General features: G+C 69.1%; 26 protein-coding genes and 1 pseudogene. 11 read left to right on the forward strand and 16 right to left on the reverse strand.

Annotated elements, in window-relative coordinates; translation table 11 throughout:
• The first annotated feature begins 23 nt into the window (after window positions 1-23).
• Window positions 24-995, forward strand: coding sequence for a sugar-binding transcriptional regulator (locus BT364_RS12885; RefSeq protein WP_072485296.1), 972 nt, complete (start codon window positions 24-26; stop codon window positions 993-995).
• Between the two features lie 67 nt (window positions 996-1,062).
• Window positions 1,063-1,698, forward strand: a complete 636-nt coding sequence (locus BT364_RS12890) for a class II aldolase/adducin family protein (RefSeq protein WP_072485297.1) — start codon at window positions 1,063-1,065, stop codon at window positions 1,696-1,698.
• 79 nt (window positions 1,699-1,777) lie between these two features.
• On the opposite strand, the gene BT364_RS12895 is transcribed toward BT364_RS12890, so the two are convergent.
• Both BT364_RS12895 and BT364_RS12900 read right to left on the reverse strand, forming a co-directional pair.
• Entirely contained in the window at window positions 1,778-2,785 is a 1,008-nt protein-coding gene (locus tag BT364_RS12895; RefSeq protein WP_177328109.1) for an NAD(P)-dependent oxidoreductase, read from the reverse strand.
• A 42-nt stretch (window positions 2,786-2,827) separates the two neighbouring features.
• Entirely contained in the window at window positions 2,828-4,435 is a 1,608-nt protein-coding gene (locus BT364_RS12900; RefSeq protein WP_079179433.1) for an FGGY family carbohydrate kinase, read from the reverse strand.
• A gap of 929 nt (window positions 4,436-5,364) precedes the next feature.
• Between BT364_RS12900 and BT364_RS12905 the strand changes: the two genes are divergently transcribed.
• Window positions 5,365-6,417, forward strand: coding sequence for a carbon-nitrogen hydrolase family protein (locus tag BT364_RS12905; RefSeq protein WP_079179434.1), 1,053 nt, complete (start codon window positions 5,365-5,367; stop codon window positions 6,415-6,417).
• A 77-nt stretch (window positions 6,418-6,494) separates the two neighbouring features.
• On the opposite strand, the pseudogene BT364_RS41490 reads toward BT364_RS12905, so the two are convergent.
• The 4 genes and pseudogenes from BT364_RS41490 to BT364_RS12925 all read right to left on the reverse strand — a co-directional run.
• Window positions 6,495-6,608, reverse strand: a pseudogene (locus tag BT364_RS41490) (IS630 family transposase); the annotation flags it as partial.
• Window positions 6,609-6,634: 26 nt separating this feature from the next.
• Window positions 6,635-6,967, reverse strand: coding sequence for a glyoxalase superfamily protein (locus tag BT364_RS12915; protein ID WP_072485301.1), 333 nt, complete (start codon window positions 6,965-6,967; stop codon window positions 6,635-6,637).
• 200 nt (window positions 6,968-7,167) lie between these two features.
• Complete coding sequence (locus BT364_RS12920; RefSeq protein ID WP_218172421.1) at window positions 7,168-7,617, reverse strand: hypothetical protein; 450 nt, start codon at window positions 7,615-7,617, stop codon at window positions 7,168-7,170.
• Between the two features lie 220 nt (window positions 7,618-7,837).
• A complete protein-coding gene (locus BT364_RS12925; RefSeq protein ID WP_072485303.1) occupies window positions 7,838-8,644 on the reverse strand; it encodes a hypothetical protein in 807 nt (268 codons plus the stop codon).
• Between the two features lie 222 nt (window positions 8,645-8,866).
• Here BT364_RS12925 and BT364_RS40055 point away from each other — a divergent pair, with 222 nt between their 5' ends.
• Complete coding sequence (locus tag BT364_RS40055) at window positions 8,867-9,034, forward strand: hypothetical protein (protein ID WP_218172422.1); 168 nt, start codon at window positions 8,867-8,869, stop codon at window positions 9,032-9,034.
• Window positions 9,035-9,112: 78 nt separating this feature from the next.
• Here BT364_RS40055 and BT364_RS12930 read toward each other — a convergent pair whose 3' ends face one another.
• On the reverse strand, window positions 9,113-9,529 hold the full coding sequence (locus BT364_RS12930) for a hypothetical protein (protein WP_256259737.1): 417 nt from the start codon (window positions 9,527-9,529) through the stop codon (window positions 9,113-9,115).
• A gap of 334 nt (window positions 9,530-9,863) precedes the next feature.
• Between BT364_RS12930 and BT364_RS12935 the strand changes: the two genes are divergently transcribed.
• Window positions 9,864-10,154: a hypothetical protein gene (locus BT364_RS12935; RefSeq protein WP_177328110.1), complete on the forward strand. Its 291-nt coding sequence runs from the start codon at window positions 9,864-9,866 to the stop codon at window positions 10,152-10,154.
• Between the two features lie 45 nt (window positions 10,155-10,199).
• On the opposite strand, the gene BT364_RS12940 is transcribed toward BT364_RS12935, so the two are convergent.
• From BT364_RS12940 to BT364_RS12955, 4 genes are all read right to left on the reverse strand, one after another.
• On the reverse strand, window positions 10,200-10,616 hold the full coding sequence (locus tag BT364_RS12940) for a hypothetical protein (RefSeq protein WP_072485304.1): 417 nt from the start codon (window positions 10,614-10,616) through the stop codon (window positions 10,200-10,202).
• Window positions 10,617-11,166: 550 nt separating this feature from the next.
• The gene (locus tag BT364_RS12945) at window positions 11,167-11,619 is read right to left on the reverse strand and encodes a DUF5707 domain-containing protein (RefSeq protein ID WP_072485305.1); all 453 of its coding nucleotides are present in this window, start codon (window positions 11,617-11,619) and stop codon (window positions 11,167-11,169) included.
• 332 nt (window positions 11,620-11,951) lie between these two features.
• On the reverse strand, window positions 11,952-13,226 hold the full coding sequence (locus BT364_RS12950) for a sulfite oxidase (RefSeq protein WP_072485306.1): 1,275 nt from the start codon (window positions 13,224-13,226) through the stop codon (window positions 11,952-11,954).
• A 335-nt stretch (window positions 13,227-13,561) separates the two neighbouring features.
• Window positions 13,562-14,131, reverse strand: a complete 570-nt coding sequence (locus BT364_RS12955) for a TetR/AcrR family transcriptional regulator (protein WP_072485307.1) — start codon at window positions 14,129-14,131, stop codon at window positions 13,562-13,564.
• Window positions 14,132-14,226: 95 nt separating this feature from the next.
• Between BT364_RS12955 and BT364_RS12960 the strand changes: the two genes are divergently transcribed.
• Both BT364_RS12960 and BT364_RS12965 read left to right on the forward strand, forming a co-directional pair.
• The gene (locus BT364_RS12960; protein WP_072485308.1) at window positions 14,227-14,514 is read left to right on the forward strand and encodes an antibiotic biosynthesis monooxygenase; all 288 of its coding nucleotides are present in this window, start codon (window positions 14,227-14,229) and stop codon (window positions 14,512-14,514) included.
• A gap of 84 nt (window positions 14,515-14,598) precedes the next feature.
• Window positions 14,599-15,039, forward strand: coding sequence for a transposase (locus tag BT364_RS12965; RefSeq protein WP_072485309.1), 441 nt, complete (start codon window positions 14,599-14,601; stop codon window positions 15,037-15,039).
• A 298-nt stretch (window positions 15,040-15,337) separates the two neighbouring features.
• Here the strand turns inward: BT364_RS12965 and BT364_RS12970 are convergent, their stop codons facing one another.
• Window positions 15,338-16,141 (reverse strand): phosphatidate cytidylyltransferase, encoded by an 804-nt coding sequence (locus tag BT364_RS12970; protein ID WP_177328111.1) that lies wholly within the window; start codon window positions 16,139-16,141, stop codon window positions 15,338-15,340.
• Complete coding sequence (locus BT364_RS12975; protein ID WP_072485310.1) at window positions 16,138-17,919, reverse strand: pyridoxal phosphate-dependent aminotransferase; 1,782 nt, start codon at window positions 17,917-17,919, stop codon at window positions 16,138-16,140. The genes BT364_RS12970 and BT364_RS12975 overlap by 4 nt, the downstream gene beginning before the upstream one ends.
• Window positions 17,920-18,271: 352 nt before the next feature.
• On the opposite strand from BT364_RS12975, the gene BT364_RS39110 reads away from it, so the two are divergent.
• The 3 genes from BT364_RS39110 to BT364_RS12990 all read left to right on the forward strand — a co-directional run bounded on the left by BT364_RS39110 (window position 18,272) and on the right by BT364_RS12990 (window position 20,866).
• Window positions 18,272-18,496 carry a hypothetical protein gene (locus BT364_RS39110; protein ID WP_079179435.1) on the forward strand — a complete coding sequence of 75 codons (225 nt, stop codon included), beginning with the start codon at window positions 18,272-18,274 and terminating at the stop codon, window positions 18,494-18,496.
• A 346-nt stretch (window positions 18,497-18,842) separates the two neighbouring features.
• Entirely contained in the window at window positions 18,843-19,346 is a 504-nt protein-coding gene (locus BT364_RS12985; RefSeq protein WP_072485311.1) for a PH domain-containing protein, read from the forward strand.
• Window positions 19,343-20,866, forward strand: coding sequence for a PH domain-containing protein (locus tag BT364_RS12990; protein WP_072485312.1), 1,524 nt, complete (start codon window positions 19,343-19,345; stop codon window positions 20,864-20,866). The genes BT364_RS12985 and BT364_RS12990 overlap by 4 nt, the downstream gene beginning before the upstream one ends.
• Here the strand turns inward: BT364_RS12990 and BT364_RS12995 are convergent.
• Genes BT364_RS12995 through BT364_RS13005 form a run of 3 tightly spaced genes read right to left on the reverse strand, consistent with a single transcriptional unit; the run spans window position 20,842 to window position 24,344 of the window.
• A complete protein-coding gene (locus BT364_RS12995) occupies window positions 20,842-22,179 on the reverse strand; it encodes an activator-dependent family glycosyltransferase (RefSeq protein WP_072485313.1) in 1,338 nt (445 codons plus the stop codon). The two genes, BT364_RS12990 and BT364_RS12995, sit on opposite strands and share 25 nt — an antisense overlap.
• A gap of 42 nt (window positions 22,180-22,221) precedes the next feature.
• On the reverse strand, window positions 22,222-23,226 hold the full coding sequence (locus BT364_RS13000; RefSeq protein ID WP_072485314.1) for an NAD-dependent epimerase/dehydratase family protein: 1,005 nt from the start codon (window positions 23,224-23,226) through the stop codon (window positions 22,222-22,224).
• Window positions 23,227-23,270: 44 nt separating this feature from the next.
• Complete coding sequence (locus BT364_RS13005) at window positions 23,271-24,344, reverse strand: aldo/keto reductase (protein ID WP_371268586.1); 1,074 nt, start codon at window positions 24,342-24,344, stop codon at window positions 23,271-23,273.
• On the opposite strand from BT364_RS13005, the gene BT364_RS13010 reads away from it, so the two are divergent.
• Entirely contained in the window at window positions 24,257-25,756 is a 1,500-nt protein-coding gene (locus tag BT364_RS13010; RefSeq protein WP_218172423.1) for an activator-dependent family glycosyltransferase, read from the forward strand. The genes BT364_RS13005 and BT364_RS13010 overlap by 88 nt on opposite strands.
• Window positions 25,757-25,762: the final 6 nt, after the last annotated feature.

Raw genomic sequence — 25,762 nt, forward strand, 5'->3', positions numbered from 1 at the left:
GACAGGATCCGAACGGAGGATCAATGGAGAGAACAAATGGTCAGAAACAACCGCCGCTGGGCAAGATCGCGCGGCTGTACTACGAGCATGGTCTGACCCACCAGGAGATCGCCGATCTCTGTGGGCTGTCCCGGATCAAGGTCACCCGGCTGCTGGCGGAAGCCCGCCTGGTCGGGATCGTCGAGATCACGGTGCACAGCGACGACCATTTGTTCGTGGGCCTGGAATCGGCCCTCGGACACGCCTATCCGCTCCGCCAGGCATGGGTGGGCCCCGCCTTCGAGGACGAGGGCCGCGCGCTCCACTCCCTGGGGGCGGTGGCCGCCGACTGCGTCACCGCCTTCCTGACGGAGGGCACCACCGTCGCCGTGGGCCTGTCGGGGTCGGTCGCCGCGATCCCCGGGCATCTGCGGAAGGCGACCGGGCTGGATCTGAGCATCGTCCCGCTCACCGGGAGCAAGGGCGGCGTCTCCCGCGCGGCCAGCCCCCATGAGCTGGCCCTCTCCTTCGCCGCCGCCGTGGACGGGCGGGCCTACCACCTGCCCGCTCCGCTGCTCGCGCGCAACGCGCAGGCCGCACGGGTGTGGCGGGAGGACCCGGCGGTCCAGGAGACGCTGGAGCGGGCCGTATCGGCGGATGTACTGATCGCCGGAATCGGCGGCACCGCCGCCGACGCCGGACTGCTCGTCCAGGGTCTGAGCGCCGTGGAACTCGCGGGCATCCGGGAGCGGGGCGCGGTCGGCGACATCTCCGGGCGCTTTTTCGACGCGGACGGCGCCGCCGTGCCGGGCGAGGTGGACGAGCGGCTCATCGGGCTGAGCCTGGAGCAGTTGCGGGCGGTCCCCGTCCGCATCGGCGTGGCGCGCGGGGCCGACAAGCGGCGGGCCCTGGCGGTCGCGCTGCGCCACGGCCTGATCAATGTGCTGGTGACCGATGTCAGCACCGCCGAGGCGCTGCTGGCCGACGCCGACGCCCCCGAGGGGGCCCCTTCATGAGCCGCCGCCGGGAGTTCCGCGGCGACGCCCTCAGGGGCATCCGAGCGACGCTACGAAAGGACACGATGTGAAGCCCGTACAAACGCGCGAGGAGCTGTGTGAGCAACTGGCCGAGGTCGGCCGACTCGCCGTGGAGCGCGGACTGGTGCTCGCCAGCGGCGGGAATCTGTCGGCGCGGCTGCCCGGCTCCGACGAGTACGTGGTCACCGGCGCGGGGACCTGGCTGGACCGTCTGGAGGTCGCGGACTTCACCGTGATGAACCTCGCCGGGGAGCGGACCGGGGGCGCGGAGCGGCCGTCCAGCGAGTGGAAGCTGCACCAGCGGACGTACCAGGTGCGGCCGGATGTGAACTGCGTGGTTCATCTGCACCCGCAGCACGCGGTGCTGCTCGACGCCGTCGGCGAGCCGATACGGCTGATCACCCTCGACCACGCCTACTACGTCCGCTCCATCGGCACGGTGCCGTACCATCCCAACGGGTCGGACGAACTCGCCGACGCCTCGGCCGAGCAGGCGCTGACGCACGACTGCGTCGTCCTGTCCCACCACGGCAGTTCCTCGCTGGGTGCGGATGTGGGCATGGCGTTCCGCCGCGCGATGAACCTGGAGGAAGCCGCCGTGGCGACCTATCGCGCGCTGACGCTGGGCAACGCGACCGCCGCTTTCCCGTCCTCGGCCCTGGCCGCGCTGCACCACGCGTGACCTCTGCTTCCTTCTCCCCTCCGCACAGACTGTGGGCGGGCCCCGTCGGGGCCCGCCCACAGTCTGTGCGGAGGGGAGTTCAGGAGGCCAGTTCCCTCGCGTTGGCCACCGCGGCGGGCTCCGCGCCCGTCGCCCAGGCCCGCAGCGCCCGTTCGGCGATGCGGGAGTGCTCGGTGACCACATCGTCGGACGCGCCGCCGATATGCGGGGTGAGGGTGACGTTGTCGAGCCGGAACAGCTCGTGGTCGGCGGGCGGCGGCTCGGTCCAGAAGACGTCGAGGCCCGCCCCGGCGATCCGCTTCTCCCGCAGGGCCGACAGCAGCGCCGTCTCGTCCACGACGGCGGCCCGCCCCGCGTTGACGACATAGGCGTCGGGGCGCATCAGGGCGATCTCGGGCGCTCCGATCAGCCCCACCGTCGCGTCGTTGAGGGGCACATGAACGGTGATGACGTCGGAGCGGCGCATGAGTTCGTCCAGGGCGACGATCTCGGCGTCGACGCCCAGCGCGCCCGGCTCCAGATAGGGGTCGTAGACCAGGACGTCCATGCCGAACGCCAGCGCCCGGCGCAGCACCCGGCGGCCGATCGCGCCGCCGCCGACGATGCCCAGGGTCCGGCCGCCCAGACCGATCCCGCGGAACCGGGCGTACGGCTCGAAGACGTCGTCCGCCGTCCAGTTGCCCGCGCGCGTCCACCGCTCGGCGGCGCTGGTGTGACGGACGGTGGAGAGAATCAGGGTGAAGGCCAGATCGGCGGTGATCTCCGCGTTGCGCGCCGGAGTGGTGGCCACGGGTATGCCCCGGCGGGTGCAGGCGGCGAGATCGACGTTGACCGGGCTGGCCCGGCAGGTGACCACGAACTTCAGCGCCGGAGCGGCGTCCAGGGCGGCCTGGTCGACCCGGTCGACCTCGCAGACCACCGCGTCGGCCGCCGCGAGCCAGTCGGCGAGCCGGGGCCGGGCGAGGGAGTCGCCCGCCATGGACGGCTCCACGGTCTCGATGTCGAAGAGATCGGCCAGCCGCGCGGCGGCGGCGGGATCGAACGGTGCGGTGATGAGCAGCCGCGGTCGCGGCGACGCACTGGTCACAGGGTTTCCCATCCATCGGCGTCATACGCCGACTCAGCCTTGTCAGAGGTGTTCAGAGGTGTCGGAGGTGTCAGAGGTGTCAGAGAGGTCAGAGAGGTCAGAGGTGCTGGAGGTGTTTGTGGCAGGGGAGACGGACGGCGGGGCCTCGGCCTCGGTCCGCAGTTCCCGCAGCGCGGACCAGACGGGTCGCAGCGCGTCCCGGGCGGCGGCGAACACCCGCGCCTGCCGGTCGTACGGTTCCCGCAGGGCGGGGTCGGGGCGGAAGGCGTCCGTGGGGCGGGCCAGCGCCGTGAGCGCTGCGTCGAGGTCCTCGGCCACCCCGCCGGTCACCATGGCGAGGGCGGCCACGCCCCGGGCTCCCAGCTCGGGCGCGGTGGAGCGCACCACGGGCTCGCCGGTGACGTCGGCGAGCACCTGACAGAGCAGATCCGAGGAGGCCGAGCCGCCCGCGATCCGCAGCACCCGCCCGGGGACGGGCGCGCCGAGGCACTCGCGCAGGGTGAAGGCGATGCCCTCATAGACGGCGCGCAGCAGTTGCCCGGCCGTGGTACGGACGCTCATCCCCACCCAGGACGCGGAGGCCGCGCTGTCGATGAAGGGGGCACGTTCCCCGCTGGGCGAGCCGTAGGGGAGATAGACGACACCGCCCGCGCCGGGGCCCGCGGTGCGCGCGACCTGCTCCACCTCGGGCCAGTCGCTGTCCTCCAGCCCGGTCACCCGGCGCACCCAGTCGAGGTTGGGCGCGCCCGTCATGGGGGCGAGGCAGGCGAGGGCCTGTCCGTCCAGGCCGGTCGCCAGGGTGATCTGGCCCTGGGCACGGCGGTCCCGGCTGTCGCGGTGCACGGTGGCGGTGAACGCGGTGGTGCCCACGATGAGGTAGGCGTCGCCCGGCCGGACCGCCCCGAGGCCGACCCCGCCCGCGGCGGCGTCGACCAGACCGGCGGAGACCGGGACGCCGACCGGCAGACCGGTGGCGGCGGCGGCCTCGGCGGTGATGCGGCCCGCCGGGGACGCGGGGGGCCGCACCGGGGCGAGCAGCCGGCGGAAGCGCTGGTGCCCCAGCCCTTCGATGAGGGCGTCTGAGTATTTCCCGGCGGCCACGTCGAGATAGGTGCGGGATGCCTCGGAGGCGTCGGTGGCGACCTCGCCCGTGAGCCGGAAGCGGATCCAGTCCTTGCAGTTGAGGTGGTGGGCAGCCTGTGCGAGCCGCTCGGGGTAGTCCGCCTCCAGCTGTTCCAGGAGCACCGGCAGCGCTCCGGGGAACAGGGACGAGCCGGTGACCTCGTGGACCAGCGCGCCCCGGCCGTCGGCCTCCCAGCACGCGCCCCGGTCGGCGGCGGCGCCGTCCATCCAGATCCGCGCGGGGCCGCAGGGGCGGCCATCGGCGTCCACGAGCCACGCGCCGTCGCCCTGTCCGGTGACCCCGACGGCGGCGATCTCGACGCTGTCGCCCGCCTGCCGGACCGCCGAGCGGACGGTGTCGCGGACGGCGGACCACACCTCGTCCATGTCCTGTTCGACCCGGTCGCCGTGGTGTGTCACCCCCAGCGGCGCGCGCGCCCAGCCGAGTTGCCCGCCGTCCCGCGCGAGGACGACGGCCTTGACCGCGGTGGTGCCCGCGTCGATACCGACCACTGCCTGCCGAGCCACTGATGAACCTCCCGCAACCGCATTATGAACATTGGTTCATCGAACGATCTAAAGTGCAGCAAACTTAGGCGGGCGGACTGCCACAGTCAACCGCCCCCGCCCGGGCAAACCCGGCCGGCCCCTTCGGCAGGTCCGGGCGGCGGCGCCGAGGCCCGGGCATGCCAAAGGACCCCGCCCGGGGGCGGGGTCCTCGCGTGCGGCTCAGTTCAAGGGGCAGGGCGCTCGGGGCTGCCTCGGCCGTGGCGTCCGCGCTGCTGCCCGTACGCCACGGCCGACGACGCCCCATGGGACGGGGTCTGGAGCCGCGGCCCGCGGGATCGGCGAAGCCCAGGGGCTCAAGGGAGCCCGTGGGACCAGTGGAGCCCCTCGGAATCGGTGGAGCCCTCGGGGTTAGGGCGTGTATCGAAAGTGGATCTTGATCGTAGGATGATCTTGGTTCGTGGCGCGTGGAGATCTGACAGACGAGCAATGGGCCGCGCTGCGCAGCTGTCCCACAGGCGGGCCCACTCTTCGCCGGCCTGCCAGGTGTCCAGGATCTGCCGGGCGGATTCAGGGGGCGTCGCAGCAGATGGTCGTGTCGGTCGGGTCGCGAACGGGTAAATCGTTCCGGGTTCGGCAGGAAAACACCCCGCCCGCCACGCCTACGAGAAGCACGTGTGAGCTTCCGCGCCGCGCACCGTTCGCGGCGCGGAAGTCCGAGATGCCCCGAACGGCAGCCGCACAGGTCCCGGCCGTGCGGACCAGGACATCGTGAGAGCGTGAGCCCCGTAATCACGGCGGCATCGATCCGCACGGCGCCATGGGCCCTTGCGCGGAGATGTCGTACGTGCTCGGATCTTGTTCATCTGCATCCGGACCATGCACCCCGGACACCTCTCGACTCGACGGCTGATCCCCGCCGGTGCACCCCGCCTCCGAGGAGGGCTCCGATGTCATCTCCCGCTTCCACGAAACGAACTGTCGCGGCGGTGCACGCCGCCCCGGTGTTCATGGACACCGAGGCGACCGTCGACAAGGTCATCTCGTTCATCGAACAGGCCGGCCGGGAGAGCATCGATCTGCTGGTGTTCCCCGAGACTTTCGTGCCCGGTTACCCCTACTGGATCGAGGCGTACGCCCCGCTGGATCAGCAGGCCGCCAACGCCGCCTACGCCGAGGCGTCCATCGAGGTGCCCGGCCCGCAGATCGCCCGGGTCCAGGCCGCTTGTGCCCGCACCGGGGTCGGCACGGTCCTCGGTGTCAGCGAACGGCTCGCGGGCACCCGCACGTGTTTCAACAGCCAGGTCTTCATCGAACCCGACGGGACTCTCCTCGGCGTGCATCGCAAGCTCCAGCCCACCTATGCCGAACGGATCGTGTGGGCTCAGGGCGGCGGCGCCACCCTCAGGGTTTTCGACAGCGCGCTGGGCCTGATAGGCGGCCTGGCCTGCTGGGAACACACCATGAACCTGGCCCGGCAGTCCCTGATCACCCAGGGCCAGCAGATCCACGCCGCCGCATGGCCCGGTCTGTCCACCATGACCGGCTTCGAGGCTGTCGCCGACATCCAGATCGACGCCATGATGAAGACCCACGCGCTCACGGCCCAGACATTCGTCGTCTCCGCAGGAAACCCGGTGGACGAGACGTGCCTGCGGTGGATGGAGTCCACCATCGGACCGCAGAAGCACATCACCGCGGGCGGCGGCTGGTCTGCCGTGATCCACCCCTTCAACCAGTACCTCGCCGGCCCGCACACCGGCCCCGAGGAAAAGCTCGTCACCGCCGAAATCGACCTCGCCGACATCAACGCCGTCAAGGTCTGGGTCGACTCCCGCGGCCACTACGCGAGACCGGAGATCCTCGGCCTACGGGTCGACCGACGCCCGCTCTGGCACGACGAGGGACGCCGCGAGTGGCCTGCCGCCCCGAGCAACAGCACCACCGTCCCAGCGACGGAAACGGACTGCCGGGATTCTCCGAGAACTGAAGTTTCCCCGTAATCCTGGACACTCGATCTCTATGCCGCGAGGGCTTGCTGATGGCGCTGCCTGGTCTCGGCCGGCGTGAGGTAGCCGAAGACCTTGTGCTTGCGCCGCCACGTAACCACCGACCCGCTGCCCCGGCGGATGATCCGCAGCAGGCGCTGCCCCTCGTCGTCATCGATCTCGCGGACGCGTACTCGCTCAGCCACCAGCACAGCTTCCCTGCCGGCGAGTGTCATTCCATCGGCGTGCCGATCCGAAGGCGGTTGCCGTCAGGGTCGCGCAGCTCAATCTCACGCGCCCACGGAGCGTCCTTCGCCTGCACACCGAACTCGGAAGCGATGGCCTCGACATCACGAATACGGAGGTAGACCAACGTGTCGGGGCGGGCGTCGCCCTTGTGCTCTGACAAGAACAACCGCACCCCGCCCCGGGCGACCTCAACGAACGCGGGAAGTCCCGGTTCGAAGCGGTGTTCCCACTGCTTGGCGAAGCCCAGTCGCTCGTACCACGCGACCGCCGCCGCAGCGTCCTCGACGCGAAGAATGGGAATGACTTCCTCGTCCATGGAGCCATCGTCGCAGACCGCCCAGGGCGAACGTTGCCTGATGCGGCACTAGCCGTCCGCTACAAGGCGACCGTGCTGGTCGCAGACATCAACGAGTGGCTGTGACCAGCACTTTCGAAATGCACCCTAGGACGTTCGCGACAGTCGTGCAGCTGAAATTCTGGCCAGCACTGACATCACACATTCAAGTTCAGTAGCAGTCAGGTATCGTATTCGCCACTGTCCCAGGGCTCGAAGAAGGCCATATAGTCTCCCGGCTGTAGTTCGACTGCCCACTCGTCGGCCTCGTCGTCGGGCTCACGAATGACGAGGCCGAAGGTCGTGCCGAAGCGCTCGACGGCGAATGGCGCGACTTCGATTCGTTCAAAGGTAACCGGGCCGAGTTCGCGAAGAAGCCGTTCGTACACCTCGCGACGCGCATCGTCGTCCACGGTGGCGCGTGGACCGAAACGGTCGATCACCGCATCGATCAACTGACCAGCAGCATTGAACAGGAACAGTGCCACAAACTCGCCGCCCACCTCCGCACCAATGGCCGGCACGAAGGGCGTGGTGAGGAAGAACTGCCGCTCGTCCGCCGTACGCCCCACATGCTGGGCATGGTAGTCGTCATGATTAATAGCGATGAGGGTCGGCGGGTTACCGGACACGGCTTCCTCCATAGTCAATCGCTTGGCTACAGGCCGCCGAGACCGGTAGCGCAGGCGCAGCTCCGCCCCTCGCGGCGCTACGTGACCTCGTGGAGATAGCTTGGCGTTTACTGACTTCTAGGACTTCAACACCGTTGCGTTAGGGCGTGTTTCAGACGTGGATCAAGGTCGTGCGATGATCACGTGCTGGTCACCTGACCCATCGTGCCTGCCTGCCCGCTCACCCCCACCGCCGGACGAAACCTGCCACCAGCACGGCCAGGACCACGCCGAACGCGACGACGATCGGCCAGACACTCCCGGTGAGCCAGTACGCACCGATGCTGCAGACCACGACGAGAACGCCCCACACCCAGCCCACTGCGGTGGACCGCTCGGCACTCTGGCTGGATGACCGCCTGACCGCAGTGGCAGCGTAGCGCTCCCGCAGCGCGACGCTCGGCCATCCGTCACCAACACCTGACAGTAGCCAGACCGGATCCGTGTGCTGCCACCGCTGAAAATCCGAGATCAGGCTGTCCACTCGCCCGCCGGCCGCTGTGGCATGACCGGCGTCGAGGCGCTCCAAGTCGGCCAGGGTCTCTTCGAACAGCATGCGGATGCCGCCCTCACCGCCATCGGCCAACGCCTCGGTCCGCAGCAGCACGTAGGGGCCGAACCGGGCGTCGATGAGCGCAACGAACTCATCGTAGAGGGGCGAGAACTGCGCGCCGAGCCGACTGGTCAGTCCCTGCCGCCGGACGTGCAGTCGCGACAGCGCCGTCCGCTGGTCGACCACCAGGTACGGGTAGGTGGCCTCGCCCCACTCGCTCAGCAACTCCGCGTGCTCATCGGTACCGGCGTCCTCGGTGTCGGCGATCCTCGCCTCCACGAGGTCTCCGGAGCTGAACATCGCCCACCACAGCAGCGGCGGCCAGTTCTTGGCCTCCAGTTCCATCGCCCCGTCGAAGAAATCGCCCCATTCACCCGCCGACCCGTCCGGCGTACGGGGCTGCCGGGCGCTGTCCAGACAGAGGCGCAGACTCATTTCGGTTCCCCACCTTCACTTGCGGATGCGCCGACCGTGGGGCACCGGTGGCCGCTGCAGCACCATCGTCCACCATCACGGCTCCCTTCCCTGTCGCCGACGAAGTCTTCCGCGGCTTGATCGTTCCATCGCGTGAGGACTCACTTTCGCCGACTGCACCGCTCCGGTGCCAGCTGAAGCACTGGGGCGGGTTTCGGAAGTGCTGGTCACAGCCATTCGTTGATGGCGGCGACCAGCACCGTGGCTTCGTGGCGGACTGTGTTCAAACTGGTCGAGTCCGCCCAGGCCCGATGGCGCGCGATCACCGCAGCCCACCTCGTGTCCCTCGTGCGCGCGGGTGCCCGCTTCGAGAACGGCGTCCTGGTTGAGCGCGCCGACGTGGCGGCATGACCACACCGCCCGGCCGACCTCTGCCTGGCACGGCTGGAGATCCGCCCCTCCGGCCCGCGGCCCCCTCGCGCCTGCCGATCAAATGACTCGCCGATCACTCATCAACGCGACGAAACGACCAAAGGTCTCGTCCACGGCGCGACTGTCGCCGAGCTCCGCGCACAGCACAGGGAACTCGGCCCACGCATCGCCCGCGACGGCCCACCGCACAAAGCTGCTCCGCCCGTCGTGGATGCGCGCCTCGTCAACCCACTGGTCGAGGCCGTCGCCCATCGAGTAGACGAAGAAGTGCGCGTCCTCCATGGCCGGTGCCAGGAGGTCGATGAGCTGGTGAAGGTTGCGTATGTCGATGTAGCAGATGTCCGACAGCTGCTCCAGGCAGAGGTAGTCAGCCTCCGGTGGCCCCAGGTCGAATTCCCATCCTCTCCCATGGACCTTCTGGTTGAGCAGATGGACCGGCCAGGTTTTCTGCCTGGGCACCTCGGTGGCCACCACCGAGAGCGTCTCCTCGACCAAAGACCGCCACCCCGGACGTACTCGAACAAACGTCCTGTATAGGTCGGGCCACAGCGACACTTGAGGAAAACGCAACCGGAACCGCCCGTACCAACGATCATCGCGCCTGGTGACAAACGTCCCGGATAGCTCGACCGGATGAGGCTCTCTCATGGGCCGAGCATACGAGACACCGCCGTCGGACCCCTGAAGCCCCGCGTCCCGTCGCCAAGCCCTTCCGAGCCGGCATGCCAGGCTCGAGCACAAGGCTTTCATCAAGCCTCAGTGAGACACCGCCACCCTCACGCATCACCTGACCCACAACTCTTGACAATTGTTCCCCGGCGCACCGGCCCCAAAACCGCTGGGCATCCACCACGCCGCCGACTGGACCGCCATCGTCATCGCCCACCTCGACGGCCCACACCTCGACCTCTCCCCCGCCTCCGGCGACGCCGGGCAGACATGGGCGCTCCTGGACGAGCTCACCTCCAGCCCCGCCCCGGCGCCGTACGCCGCGACGGTGAGCACCACACCGTCCACCACGGCGGCCCTACACGGCTGGGACGAACTACGCAGCGATGTCGGCGCAGATCGTGTCCGGCACGTGCACCGGGGCAGGTGAGACCACCCCGGTGCCGACAAGACTCTGCTGCGGTGGCGGTGCGTTTCAGCGGACCGTCACGTTGAAGACCGGCGAGGCCGTGGTGCCGCTGACGATGCGCAGGTCGTTCTTGCCCTTCAGCCCGAGCTTGACGCCGAGTGAGTAGGAGCCGTCCCGCGAGATGTTCGTGGATGCGGGCAGGCTGACCCACTTGCCGTGCTGCTTCTGCTGAAGGGTCACCTTGCTGCCCGCCTTGAGACCAGTGGTCCGGCCCGTGACGCGGAACAGTTGCCAGGCGCGGACGGAGGACACCGACGGTTTTGCCGTGATGTCGGCCTTGGCGAGCACGGCCTTCTGCGCGACGACCGGGGTTGCAGTGTCCGTAGCCGGGGTGGCTGCCATTGCGGTGCCCGCGAGGGCAAGGGAGGCCGCGCCGAGGACACCGACGACGGCAATACGCAGGGAGCGCCGTTTCGAGACCATCACAGATCTGCCCCTTTCGATGTTGAGAACAACCTTTCGCGCCAAAGGGCACCTACATACCGATTGGCGTAGTCACTAGAAACGACGGCACAGCGGAGGCTGACGTTCACTGGGGCAGTGTCGCTGTCTTGTAACAGCCGAGCGGGACCGGGGCGATGGCACCTGGAACAGCTCGGCGGCGAAGTGGCAGTGGCCTGCACCCCACGCCCTCGACGCACCGGCCCGGTAATCCCGAGTCCTCTGACAAAGATGAAAACTCCCAGGCCAGACCACCCACCACCCCGACAAGTCCCCTCCCGGCTGGTTCTCAACCCACCCACAAAACTCCGGCCCCAATCCGGCAGTAACCGCCGGGCAGACCGGCAGGGCGATCAGAAACCGCCACCGCACTCGGGAGAGGGGCTGTCGTGCACCTGGCTGGCTTCGAACTCCTCACCGCCCATTGTCATCTGCCATTCGCCGTCCGGCGTCGCAACCTGTTTGCCTCTGCCGGAGGAGTGCGGACTGGCGCGCGTCGTCGGCCGCACTCTCGGCCAACTGCGGGTCCGGGTCACCGGACGGTGAATCCGGCCGCCTCGGTGTCCAAGGTCGTGGTGCCGTCCAGCGCGGTGGCCAGAACGGCAACGTGCCAGGCACCGCGCGGGGACGACTCGGCGTCGTTACCGGTGACCTCGGCGGTGTAGGTGCAGCGCACGGTGTCCTGCCCGGAGGGCTTGCAGTCGGCCGACTCCACTGCGGCCATGTCCTTGGCGGTCAGCCCCTTCTTGGCGAAGGACGAGTCCTGCGGCCAGGCCAGCACCTTCACGTTCTTGACACCGGAGGACGCCGTGACATCGGTGACGAAAACCAGCGAGCCATTTCGGTCCCCGTCGGGAGCGGTGTAGCGGGCAGTGCCGTGCGTCAGTACCAAAGCCTGATCTGCGGCCTGGGCAAAAGCGAAGGCATCGGCACCACCGAGAAGAACGACACCGGTAACAACGGACAGAGCGACACGTCGGGACATGGAATTCTCCGTAACTGTCTCAGCACTGAATCGGGTCGGCGTCACTCTGATGCGACGCTGCACCGATACTCCCCGCGCGAGGATTCGTCGGACATGAGTGCGCATACTCAACCCGACCTGAGTGGACCGAACGGATCACACCCTTCTTACGCCACACAGCTGTGAAGTCCACGCGGTACAGGGCTGTACTGAACGTCCTCGATGCCGCCGCCGCCATCCACATCTGGAAGAAGCAGGCAGGGCCGGCTGACTTATCGTGAGGATGAGGGTCGGCCGTGTACCGGCCACAGGCCTACGCCCGGCCGGGAGTGAACTGCCCGCGGTGATGGTGGTCAGATCACGGTTACCGGGTGCCGCACCACTGCGTCGAAGAGAAAGCCCTGCGTGTTGGCCACGGCGGTGTCCGGCTGGGCGTGACCGGCCGTGTCGGTGGCGCGGGCCAGGAGGTGAGTGTCGCCGACTGTGTCGGGCTTCCAGGTCAGGGACCAGCGAGTCCAGGTGCCAGCACGGGGCCGGTCGTGGAGGCGGGCGGGCCGCCAGCTCGCCCCGCCGTCCGTGCTGACATCGACCCGCGCGATGGCCCCCGCACCCGACCACGACCGGCCGTGCAGCACCTGCCCCTTCTCCACCGTGAACCTCGCCCCGCTCGCAAGCTCGAAGGCACTCCTGACCACCTGCCGGCTCAGCGGCGCGCTGCCCTCCTCCGGGTATGCGGGGCCGAACAGACGGTAGAAGATGGTGTTCCAGGGCGAGTAGAGCGGCTGCGTGGACACCTCGATGTCGCCGACCCACTTGATCGAAGCGATCCCCACCCACCACGGCACCAGCACCCGCACCGGATACCCGTGGTCGTACGGAAGCGGTTCGCCGTTCATCTCGTACGCCAGCAGCACATCGTCCAGCGCCTTGGCCAGCGGCAGCGGACGGCGTACCCGCCCGAGGTTCTCGCCGCCGCTGAAGAACTCGGCGTCCAGACCGCGGGGCTGCACATCCATGGCGTACGAGGACAGCCCGGCCTTGCGCAGGACATCTGCCAGGCGTACCCCGCGCCAGCGCGCGACGCCGATCGCCCCCAGCGTCCACGGGGTGCCTGTGACCTTCTCGCCCTGCTGCGTCGTGAAGTAGCTGCGGCCGTTTCCGGCGCACTCGACGAACGCTGTACGGGTCACGGCGGGCAGGGCGCGCAGATCGTCGTACCCGAACTCCACCGGCCTGTCCTCACGGGGCGCGCCATGCAGCCCGCTGCCCCACAGCCTCAGCCGCCAGTCGGCGGCTTCCAGGACAGGGGTGGCGGTGTGGTTGCGCACGAAGAACAGTTCGTTGGGGGTGTGGTGGCCGGTTCCGCGTAACGCCTCCCAGCGGGTCTCGGCATTGGTGTCGCGCCGGATGAACCACTCAGGCGGCAGCGGCTTGACAATCGTGGGATCGGTGGCATGGGCAAGGTACGGCGGGGGGAGCGCGGCCCCGGCGGCGGTCGCGCCGAGCAGGGTCAGCAGCCGGCGGCGGGTGACCCCGTCCGCCCTTGCCTCCCCGGAAAGCCACTGGCTCAGCCTGCGGCGGTCGTACGCGGATTCGTCGTGGCGGCTGGCGGAGACGGGTGAAGGCATGGCATTTCCTCGTCGTTGAGACAGCAGACAGACATGGGAGAGGACAATGCGAGCCGGCGCACCGGGCGGCGCGCAGGGAAGGCGGCCGAGGTCCACAGTGCGGGGGCTCGGCGGCGCACCAGAGGCTCCAGTGGCGTCATGGCGGGATGCAAGCACGCGGCGCGAGAAGGCGTCAACGGGGCGATCCCCGCCTCTTCGCGGTTGATGTACCCGAGCTCGTCAGGTAGTGACAGCAGCGGGCGACTGTGGTTCGTTCCGTTGAGGCTTGCGCCGCGCGGATCCTGGCCGGTTTGCCCGCAGCCTGTATGGGGTCGTGGCTGGCGGCTGGGGAGTGATCACTGGGCGGGATTGCTGGGCGGGCGGTTGAGAATGAGGTCGCTGGCGCGAGCGAGAACCTGGGCGCGGGTGCGGCCGGGGTGGTCGGCGGCAAGGAAGTGGCTGCCGATGGCCGCGCAGAACGCCAGCACGCTGCGGGCCTCGATCTCGTCCGGGTCGGCGCAGACGGTTCCGATCGCCTCGCGCAGCAGGCCCATGCGCGCGTTGTCCACGCGGCGCAAGCGCTCGGCGACGGCCTGGTCGCGGCGGGCCCAGTCGCGGATGGCCAGATCGATGGGGCGCAGGCGGTCGGAGAAGGTGAGCTGCCCGGCCAGGCAGGCCTTGTCCATGATGTCTCCACCATCGCGCTCGATCCGGTCGAGGACGTCATCGGTGGCCTCCCGTTCCCAGGTGTCCAGCATTTCCTTCAGCAGCGCGTCGCGGTCGGCGAAGTAGCCGTAGAACCCGCCCTTGGTCACGCCGAGGGACTTGGCCAGGGCCTCGACGCGTACGGCGTCCACGCCGCCTGACGCCAGTGCCCGCAGGCCCTCCTCGACCCAATTTTCGCGCGGTGTGCGCAACGAACCCATGTGACCCGCCTCACTCCTCCGCTTGTTGTACGGAACCGTATAACAGGCCTAACCTCCTGTTATACGTAAGCGTATAACTGAATAAGGGGATCGTCATGTCGTTCGGCTTCGTCGCCTTTCACTACCCAAGCCCCGAGCATGTCGAGGAGTTCGTCGACCGCTGCCATCAGGTCCGCGAGGTGCTGGCCCTGCAGCCGGGATTCCTGCGCGCCGAGCCCTGGGTCACCCCCGAGGGCGACGCCGTCGTCACCACCGGCGAGTTCGAGTCCCAGCAGGCATTCCAGGCGGCGTTCGCCGCTGTGAGCCGGGAGCTGGGCGCTGCCGTCGACTCCGACGAGCGCGAGGTCAAACCTCGCCAGATCCACACCCTGCTGTCGCGGTGACGGGGCAGGCTGTGATGTGAAGCTTCCCATTGATGTTGGACACCTGGTGGCTGGGACGTGAGGTTCCAGAGGAAGTAGTGCCAGGTGGTAAGCAAGAGCAACCGCAGTAGGCGGTATACGGAGGAGTTCAAGCGCGACGCGGTCGCGCTGGTCCGGTCCTCCGACAAGACCGTCACCGAGGTGGCCCGGAAGATCGGGGTCAGCGCCGAGGGACTGCGGAACTGGGTCAAGCAGGACACGATCGACCGCGGGCAGGGGGCGCCGGGCGAGCTGACGAGCGCGGTTCTGCCGCCGCCGAGAGCCCCGGTCTGCGGCGACGTCGGCGAGCTGGTCATCGATGGCGCCGACATCGTGCTGCAAAGCGTGTTCGAGGGCCTCGATTGTGGCCTCGCGTCCGTCCTTCAGGTACAAGGCCCTTTGCAAGGTGGCGGGTTGATCGGGTTCATCCGGGATATCGGTGACATGTCGCCATGTCCGGTTCACGGTCGGGGAGTCCGGGAAGCAGTGCAGGCACGGCCGCGGTGATCACGTGGGTGTCGAATCCCCTGAACGCCGAGCGAGTCCGTGCCTGGCCCCACATCTTCCTCCCATACCCTCCGCGCTGGACCAACTGGCCCAGGCTCCCGGTGCGGCACCGCTGCCCGACGCGGTCGACCTGCTGTCGTACCTCGCTGTCATCCCCGATCCGCGCGATCCGCGCGGGCTTCGACACGGAGGTGAAATCGCCTATCTGGTACGAGAGTTCCTGCGGCAGAGCCCGGGCGAGTGAGGCGTGTGTGCGGCGGGCAGGCCGTACTCCAGCCGAAGTTCCTGAACCCCTGAGTCAGCGCAGGAGGAGAAGGACGGCCAGGGCGAGGAGGAGTGAGTCGATTCGGTCGAGCAGGCCCCCGGAGCCGGCCAGCCAGTGAGCGGAGTCCTTCGCCTGTGCTCCTCGCTTGACCATGGATTCGAGGAGGTCCCCCGCTGGGGCGCCGACCGCCACCGCGACCGCCATAGGCAGACTCAGCACGGACAGCGCGGCGAGCACACCGAGGGCGGCCGCGGCACCGGAGAGGGTTCCGCTCCACCGCTTGGCCGGGGAGAGCGGTGACAGCCGTGGCCCGCCCAGCCGTTGACCGGCGAAGTACGCGACGATGTCGCCCACCGAGACAGCGACGAACAGGGCGAGCGCGGTCGCGCCGAGCGGTGCCAGGGCGGCGAGCACGCTCAGCCAGACCAGCCCGAGCAGACCGGCCCCGAGCCGGCGCAGACCGTGGGTGGAGTCACCGGCCAGCAGCGGGACCGCGGCGATGGCCAGCGCGCCGACCGCCACCGCCCGCACCCCGTGTCCGGGGGCCAGCCAGAAGGTCAGCACCACGCCGGAGACGGCCGCGGCCAGTACCGCCCTGTCCGGCCGGGACAGCCCCATCAGCCCGCCGAACTCCATCGCCGCGACCACCCCGACCACGACCGCGAGGGCCGTCACCCCCGGGCTGCCCCACCAGAACGCTCCGGCGACCAGGGGCACTCCGACCGCCCAGCAACACCAACGGACCAACAGTTCGCGGCGCCTGGAGAGTGCCGCGGCGATCCCGCCGAGCGCCAGGGCCCCGCCGAGGAAGGGCGCGAGGGAGGCGACGCTGATCACCGGGCGTGGCCTGCGGCGACGTCGGCCGGGAACCCGGCGGGCTGCCGCGAGAGCGAGCCGGGTCGCAGCGTCTCCAGCGCGGCTCCGTACGCCGCTACGATGCGCGCGCTCTCCGCCGCGTGCCTGACCGCGACGCGTACGGTACGCCCTTCGTACTGCGGCGAGAGGGGCGACAGGTCGCGCAGGTAGACGTCGTGCCGGCGGCACTCCCGCACCAGGCGGGCAGCGCTCGGTCCGTCGTACGGCAGGGTGATGTTGAGGAAGTTCGCAACGCCCTCCTCGACCACGGTGGTGTCGGCCACCCGGGCGAGGTCGGCGGCCAGTTGACGGCGCAGGGTGTGGGTGCGGAGCCAGCAGGAGCGGTAGTGCGCGGGGTCCCGCAGGGCGGCCACGGCGGCGAGTTGTGCGGGAAGGCTCACCGCCCAGGGCGGCGTCCACCGGCGCAGCAGTGCCGCGGTGGCGGGTTCGGCCACCAGGAAGGCCGCCCGCACGCCGGACAGCGCGTACATCTTGGACAGCGAGGTGCAGACCACGACCCGCGGGTCCACCGCGGCCAGTGGGGCGAGCGACTCCGCCAGGTCCACGTAGCCGAGGTAGGCCTCGTCGATCCACCAGCGGGTCCCGGCCGGGGCGGCCGCGATCAGGGTGCGCAGTTCGGCGGCGGATGCGTGGCGCCCGGTCGGGTTGTTCGGGTTGACCACGACCACCAGGTCGTAACGACCCGCCCCGACGACAGAGGCCAGCCGGGCGAAGTCGATCCGCCACCCGTCCCTCCGGTGCAACCGGAAGCGGTCCACCTGGCACCCGATCACGCGCTCGGTGACATGGGCGTATTCGCCGTACCCCGGGTCCAGCAGAAGCACCCTGCTCTCCGGGGTCAGCCACCGGTCGAACGCTCTGAAGATCAGGTCCGACGAGCCGGCCCCGGCCACGAGCGTCTCCACCGGCAGCGCCCGGGCCATCGCGAGTTCCGACAGCAGGCCCTCGGCGCCGGTGGGAGGCGAGGTTCTTGCGGACCAGGCCGGGTCTTCCACGAGCGCCGCAGCTGCCCCGGGAGCGGGCGGGAACCAGGCGTCCAGCACGTCGGCAGCGACGACCTCATGGCGCCGGTGCAAGGTGCGAAAGTCCGTTCCAATAGCGGTGAAGGAGGCGCCGCCGTGTTCACAGCCGTCCGGCCCGGGCGCCCATTCCATGTCCAACTGCCAGTCAACCACGGAGCCGAACCGCTCCAGGACGGTGCGATACCGGGTGGTGGCGACCTGCGTCAGCCCGGCCACCTCGCCTGTCAGTACCTCGAAGGTCACCGCACCGCTGCGGACGGTGCGTCCGACGGGCCGCAGGCCGACTGCCAGGTACATGTCGAGCAGTTCGGTGCGGCCCATCGCCACCACCGTGCGGCCTCCCCGGGAAGAGATCCAGCGCAGGGCCGCGTACATCAGAAGTGGTGCCACCGCGGTGCCGCGCCAGCGCGGCTCCACGGTGAGGATGCGTACCTCGAAGAGTCCCCCCTCGGACAACAGCGGCAGTTCGTCGCGGGTCAGGTACTTGTCCAAGCCGTAGTGGCCCAGCCACGGCGGGGTCAGGCTGACGAAGCCGATGCGGACCGGCCCCCGGGCCGCGACGAGGTAGACGTTGTCGCCGTCCAGTGCGTCGTACAACCGTCGGTCCGGTTGCGGCGTGTGCTGACCGAGCTCCTGGGCGTACACGCGGTGCCTCAACTCGTGGATCCAGACCAGGTCCTCGGGAGTGGCAGCTCGTATGTGCAGGTCGCGACTCATACATGTCTCTTTCGGCAAAGGGGAGTCCCCTTGGGGGTACGGAGGCCGACTTGCCCGGGCGCTCTGCCCCTGAGGAGCAGCTGTGGCGAACAGGGCGACGACTGGACGCCGGGCCCGCCACGAGCGGGCGGAGAAGGCCGGAGCGCAGCTCGCCGGAGGTGGGCATTCGCCCTTTCCTCACCGGAAGTTCGCGCCATGAGCACATCTTTGGGGGTGCCCTGCGGCCGCACATGAGTACGCGTACTTGAGTACGTGAGTAGTTGTCGTGGTGGTGCGGCAACGGGTGGGAACTTGCTTTCCGTCGCTCCCTGGCACCGCAGACACGATCGGATCCCTGCCTGCCGGGAATCCCATGACCATCAAGGGTGTTGGGCACTCCCGTCGAGGTCCTGACCGGGACCGTTGCAGGCACGTCCGTGACTTCGCGCAGATCCTCACCCAGCTCCAGGGCGACCGATTCCTCGAATGGATCACGGCGGTCCGTGCCGACGACTTGCCCAGCCTGCACACCTTCGTCAACGGCATTGAACGTGATCTCGATGCTGTCATCGCCGGTCTGACTGAACCGCCGACTTAGACCGACCGGCAATTGGGGGGTGGGTGAAGGAGCGGGGCTGGGTGCGTGCAGCTGCAAGGCGGAGGACTGAGGCAACGCAATGGGGTCTCCCCTGCTCGAGCGAAGCCGAGAGCTTGGGGAAGTTGTTGATTGACGACAACGCGGCAGATGTGCGTGCCCAGCCCCGCGACGCCGCCCCCCAATTGCCGGTCGGTCTTATATGGGGAAAGCGGGACGCGGTCGGGTTGGCCGCTCGTAGCGTGCCGTAGGACGCCGGTAAGCCGCGGCAGGGGGTAGCTGACCCCCGTCAGCCGCTCCGGCTCACAAAAGCACGGGATTAGGATCTCCGTATCCCGAGGAGGAGAGATTGACACAGATCACGACAGCTCAACTCCGGCCGCCCGCACATCGCGTCGAGCGCAGGTCCCTTGTCATGTGGCGCGTCCGTCTGGCCGTCAGCAGCGTCGCCGCCGTCATCGGTGCCGGGCTGCTCAGCTCCGTCCAGACGACCGTCCCCTCGGCCTGGCCGTGGGTGGGCTCGGGCGCGCTGCTGGCCACGGCCGTCGCCGCGGTCCTGCTGCTGCCACCCTGGTGGTTCCGGTTGCACCGGTGGGAGGTAACCGGCACGGCGGTGTACGTGCGCGCCGGCTACCTCCGCCGGGAGTGGGGCATCACCGCGACGTCACACGTCCAGACCGTCGACATCCGGCGAGGGCCGCTGGAGCAGCGGCTCGGCCTGGCCACGGTGCTGGTGACCACCGCCTCGGCCAAAGGAGAACTGAAGCTCCACGGGCTCGATGCCACGACGGCCGCGGAACTCGCCGAGCGGCTGCTGATCCTCGCCCACGCCACGCCGGGGGACGCGACATGACTCGTACGGGCGACGCACACGCCACGGACGACTGGCGGCGGCTTGACCGGCGCACCATCTGGTTCACGGCGGTGCTGGCCGGTGGGGCGGTCTGCATGGCCGCGATCCCCCTCACCGTGCTGCTCGCCCGGGAAATCGGTGTCGGCGGCGCACTGTCGTGGGTGCTGCCCGTGGTCGCGCTGCTGATCCTGCTGAGTCCACTGGCCGGTCTGCTGCACCGGCGGTCCGTGCGGTACCGGGTCTGCGAGGAGTTCGTCGAGTTCCGCGTCGATCTCGTCCTCAGTTCAGGGCGCAGGCTGCGCCGTGAACGGCTGCGCACCGTGGATGTGACCGCCAGTCCCTTACACCGGCTGTTCGGGATGGCCGAACTGACCGCCGGAACCGGGCAGGGCGGAGACGACAAGGAACGGGTCAAGCTGGCGCCACTGCCCCGGCACGAGGCGGAGCGGCTGCGGCGGTTGCTGTTGGGCCGGCCCGAACCGGACGCCCCTCGGACGGACTCCACTGTCCTGGCCGCCATCGACTGGAGCTGGCTGCGCTACGCCCCGGTGTCGTTCGCGGCGCCTGCCATCGGCGCCGCGCTGTTCGGCCTCGTACTGAAGCTGGTCGACCGGTTCGATCTGGAGAAAACGGCATTCGAGTACGTCATCGGGGTGTTCGGCGACGGCAGGCTCTGGCTGGCCGTCCCGGTCGTGTCGGCCGCCGTGCTCGCGGTCGGCATGCTCGGGTCGTTGGTCTGGTTCGTCGAGCAATGGTGGGACTACCGGCTGGAGGAGGAACCGAGCGGAATCACCCTGCACTGCCGGCGCGGCCTGTTCACCACCCGGTCGATCTCCATCGAACAGCGGCGCCTCCGCGGCGTCGACCTGGCCGAACCACTGGGCAGCCGGCCGTTCGGGGCGGCCCGGGTGGACGCCGTGGGCACCGGGATACGCAAGGCGGAGGGGGACAAGAAGGCGGTCGGCTACAGCACTTTGCTGCCTGCCGCTCCGCGCGGGACGGCCGACCGGGTGGCTGCCGGGATACTGCGGGAGGAAGCAAGCCCCACGGCCGTCACGCTGTGTGCGCACCCCCCGGCCGCGCGGCGCAAGCGCGTGGTGTGGGCGGTGGCCGCGGTGCTGACACTGAGTCTGGTGTCGTCGGTGGGCACCGCTGTCCTCACCGGGGCGCTGCCGCATCCCGCGTGGATTGCCGCGGGAGCACTCCTGCTGCCGGCCGCGGTGCTGCTCGGGCTGGATGCGTACCGGAGCCTGGGTCACGCTCTCACCGGGGCGTACGTGGTCATCCGCTCGGGCACCCTCACCCGGCACACCGTCGCACTGCAGCGGTCCGGGGTCATCGGATGGCGGATCAGGCAGTCGGTCTTCCAGCGCAGGGCGGGCCTGGTATCAGTGACCGCCGTCACCCCCGCGGGGGCCGGTGCGTACACGGTACGGGACACGGCGGAAGCCGACGGGATCGGCTTCGCCGAGGCCGCCGTACCCGGTCTGCTGGATCAGTTTCTCGATCGGACCGGGTGACGGCCCGGTTCCCGGTGCGCGTTCGGCCTTCGCCGCGCGAGGAGTCGCTCAAGATGGCCGACCACCTCGTGCGGGGCCGGCAGAGCGAGCATTTGCTCGCGCAGTTCCGCGGCGCGCGGTGCGAACCCCGGCTCCCGCAGCAACCGCACTACCCGGTCCCGTACGGTCCGGCCGTCGGCGTCCCCGGGCTGTATGAGTATTCCGGCGCCGTGCTCCTCCACTCGCGTCGCCGCGTACTCCCCGTCGCCCTGGTCCGGCACAATCAGCTGGGGCAGGCCGAGGAGGCTGCTGGTGGCCACGGTGCCAGCGCCGCCGTGGTGGATCACCGCCGTGCAGGTGGAGAGTAGCGCGTGCAACGGGGCGAAGGTGACCAGACGCACGTTGTCCGGCACGGGTCCGAGCTTCTTCTGCTCCTGCTCGGCGATGGTGGCGATCACCTCGATGTCGAGATCGGCGAGGGCGTCCAGGATTTCGCGGACGGACAGCACGTAGCCGCCGAAGCGCTCGGCCGCGCTCAGTCCCAGGGTGAGCGCCACTCTGGTACGAGTGGGAGGCTCGCGCAGCCAGTCCGGAAGCACCGCGGCACCGCCGTAGGGCACGTACCGGATGGGCAGGTATTCCACCTCGTCCCCCCTGCGGCGGAGCGCGGGGGGCAGCTGATCGAGGGTCGCCCGGCCGGTGATCAGATCCTCCCCGAAGGGGACCCCATGGCGAGCGGCCTGCTCGCCGACCCAGGCGGCCAGTGCGTCCTTCCGCTCGGCCGGGGGCTGTTCGTCCCGTACCCGGCGGAAGTGCCCGCGCAGCGCCCCGTAGTGGTCCGGACCCCACATGAACCGCATATGGAACGCGCCGGCCACCTCCGCGGCGATCGGGGCGGCATAGCTGGTCGGCTCCCATATCACCAGGTCCGGCCGCCAGTGGCGGGCGAACTCGACCAGCTGGTCGAGCATCGACGAGTTGATCATCCGCGCCATGGCCGCGGCGTCCTCGTCGGCCGCGCGGAGATACTCCCAGGTGATCAGATGCCGTTGCCGAGGCAGATTGAACGGCGGAGTCCTGCCGAGCCGGGTCTCCCGGTAGAGCTGGGGGTTGAACTGAGCGAAACGCTCGTTGAGGATGCGCTGGGCGGTCGCCCAGAGCTTGTGGTCCTCGCCCACCGGCACGGCCGGAAGTCCGGCGGTGGTGATCACGTCGACCAGTTCGGGCTGGCTCGCGACGCGCACGTCGTGTCCGGCCGATCGCAGTGCCCAGGCCAGCGGCACCATGCTGAGGAAATGCGTCTTCTCCGAGTAGGTGGCGAAAAGGATGCGCACCGGAGGTTCCTTCCGTCTGGGGAAAGCGGGCGTCGCCCTGGTTCAGGGCTGCCCGGGCGGTGTGAGCGCGAGCTCGGCGGCCGTGCGGGCCACCGCGTCCTCCCAGCGGATCCGCGGACGCCAGCCGCTGGCCTCCTGGAAGGCCGAGGGGTCGATGACGAAGTCGAGGAAGTCGGTGGGGCTCGACTGGTCCGGCGGGGGCACCGAGGTCACCGGTACCGGGGGCTGTCCGGTGGCCTCGGACACCGCCCGGGCGATCCCGGCGAACAGCTCGCCGATGGTGGTGGCCCGCCCCGTTCCCACCAACCAGTGGCGCCCGGTCAGCCGGTCGGCGTGGTCGAGGGCCGCGACCACGGCGCGTGCCGTGTCCTCGATGCAGACCAGGTCCCTGGTGATGCTGCCGTCGTGCCACATGGTCAGCGGCTGACCGGCGAGAGCGCGACGCATCATCACCGAGACCAGCCCCTTGTCCAACGCTCTGGCCGCCCTGCCCTGCCCGAACAGGGTGGCCAGCCGTAGCGTCGTCCCGCGCAGGGCGCCCTCGGCGGTCGCGGCCTTCAGGGCCAGCTCGGCGTCCATCTTCTGCCGGTCGTACGTGGTCAGCGGCCGGTCCGGGGTGCTCTCGGTGATGCGCTCGGAGGTGAACTTGCCCGTCTGCGACATGGAGCCGGCGAAGATCACCACCGGCGGTTCGGTACGCCTCTGAGCGGTGAGCGAGTCGATGACGTCGAGCAGCAGCCCGAGATTGACCCGTTCGGCCAGGGCGTCGTTCGAGGAAACCCGCCAGGTCGCCGCACCGGCCACATGCGCGACGAGGTGCACGACCGCGTCGGCCCCTTCGACGGCTTCGGCCACCGCACCGGGCGTCGTCAGATCGATCCGGCGGACCTCCACCTCGGCACGGTGCCGCTCGGGCACCGTGACCGGGCGTCGGCCGACCAGCCTCAGCCGCAGCCGACGGCCCGCCAGCTCACGGGTCACCGCCGTGCCGAGCAGGCCGGAGGCACCGAGTACGACGACCAGGGGGAGTGCGGGGCTGTCGGTCATGGTCTCTCCTTCGCAGAGCGGGTTTCCTTCACCGGTCGAGGTGGTCAGCTACTGGTACGCGCGTAGTCCCAGCGCATCCGCCCGACGACTTCGGGGAGCCGCGCCAGCTCGCGCAGGTCCTCGTCGCCGAGTTCGAGCTTTGCCGCGGCCGCGTTCTGCTCCAGCCAGCGCAGTCGTTTGGTCGCGGGGATGGGTATCACCAGATCGCTCTGCGCCAGTACCCAGGCGATGGAGACCTGTGCCGGGGTCGCCCCGTGCCGGCGGGAGACTTTTGTCAGACCGTCGACGATCGTCCGGTTCGCGGTGAAGGCTTGTTCGTCGAACCGAGGATCACGGGACCGCGCGTCCTTGTCGCCCAGTGCCGCGTAGTCGACCTGTCCGGTGAGGAAGCCCCGGCCCAGGGGGGAGAACGCGAGAAAGGGAGTGTCCGTCTTCTCGCACCACTGCAGCACGTCCTCCAGTGTGTGCCTGGCCAGGATCGAGAGCTCGTACTGGACGGCGCCGATGGGGAACTGCGCGTGGATCCGGTCCAGTTCCTCGATGCTGGCGTGGGAGACGCCGAGTGACCTGACCTTCCCGGCCTGCACCAGCGCGGCCATGGCGCCCCAGGTCTCCTCGAGCGGCACCTTCGGATCGACGCGGTGCAACTGGTAGAGGTCGATCACGTCCGTCCGAAGACGGGTCAGCGACGCCTCACAGGCTGCCTGGATGTGCTGAGGACTTCCATCGCGGCTGAGTGTGCCGTCGGCGTTCGTGACCAGGCCGCACTTGGTGGCGATCACGGCGCGGTCCCGATGCTTCCTCAGCGCGCGCCCGAGCAGCCGCTCGTTGCTGTAGGGCCCATAGATGTCCGCGGTGTCGAAAATTCTGATGCCAAGTTCAAGCGCCCGATGAATAACTCGGACAGAGTCCTCCTCGTCCTGTTGGACCGGACTGTATCCGTGTGAAAGCGAAGTACAGCCGAGTCCTACTCTGATCTCTTTGGAATCATCATCTATGAGAACTCTACGCATGATTATCCATCCTGGCCTTGGCTGCTCAGATGCGGCAAGTGCGAGGCGGTGTCGAAGCATCAAATGGAAAACTGGCAGTACATTATCGGCGACATCCAGGATCATCCAGAATCCCGCTGCTGCTGGGGTCCGTCCCGCCGGCGGGACGGACCCCAGCAGCAGCGGCGGTCAGCCAAATCGCCGATGGAGCCCCGCAACCCGCCGTCGACCGTGGAGCAGGTATGCGCATTCTTTTCACCACCTACTCGGAGAAGACCCACTTCCATGCGATGGTGCCGCTGGCCTGGGCGCTGATGGGCGCTGGCCACGAGGTGCGGGTGGCCAGTCAGCCCGCGCTCACGGAGGTGATTACCCGCAGCGGGCTCACCGCGGTTCCCGTCGGTTCCGATCACCACCTCTGGCGGGTGCTGGAGCGATTCCTGAATCCGCGCTTCGCCGCGGCAAATCCCGAGATGTACAAACAGATCCGCGCCGTGGACCTGCCACCGTTCGACACCGCGGACGATTCCTTGGAGGACATATCCTGGGATTACCTGCAGTCGGGATACGAGACCGTCGTCCGCAACTGGTACAAGATGATCAACGATCCGATGACCAGCGATCTGGTCGCCTTCGCACGGCAGTGGAAACCGGATCTGGTGATATGGGAGCAGGCCACCTACGCGGGCCCGATCGCGGCCAGGGCGGTGGGTGCCGCCCATATTCGGATGCCGTGGTGCCTGGACATCTTCGGCAAGACCCGTGAGAATTTTCTGCGGCTACGCGAAACCCGGCCCCCGGACGCGCGACGAGATCCACTCGGAGAATGGCTCGCCGAGAATTGCGACCGGTCCGGGGTCGACTTCTCCGAGGACATGACGACCGGTCAGGCGACCATCGATCAGTATCCGGCACCACTACAGCTCAAGGCGGACATCGAGTACCTCGCGATGCGGTACGTGCCGTACAACGGGGTCTCCGTCATCCCGGACTGGTTGTGGGCGCCCCCGACACGACCGCGGGTCTGCCTCACCCTGGGTGTCTCCGCGACGCAGCGGTTCGGCGGATACCCGGTCGGCGTCGGAGAACTCCTCGACGCGCTGGGCGATGTGGACGCCGAAATCGTGGCGACGGTGTCCGAGGAAACGCAGAGCGAACTGAAACGGGTGCCCGACAACATCCGGCTCGTCTCCTTCGTCCCCCTGAGCGCGCTCATGCCGACGTGCGTCGCATCGATCAATCACGGGGCCTTCGGCACCTTCAACACCACGGCACTGGCGGGAGTTCCGCAGCTGACCATCCCCGAGCAGCATGACAATCCCCCGGTCTGCGACCGGTTGGTGGACTACGGCGCCGGGCTGACGGAGTACTACACGGACGTTACCGGCGAGAAGGTTCGCGGCCACCTCCTCCGATTGCTGGAGGAACCGTCCTTCACCACGGCCGCGGCCGCCCTGCGTGAGGAGATGCTGGCCATGCCGACCCCGCGTGACCTGGTTCCCCGGCTGACCGAGGCCGCTGCCCAGTACCGGCCCTGAACGCGA

Origin of the sequence: Streptomyces atratus (assembly GCF_900119365.1) — a bacterium.
Lineage (GTDB): Bacteria > Actinomycetota > Actinomycetes > Streptomycetales > Streptomycetaceae > Streptomyces > Streptomyces atratus_B.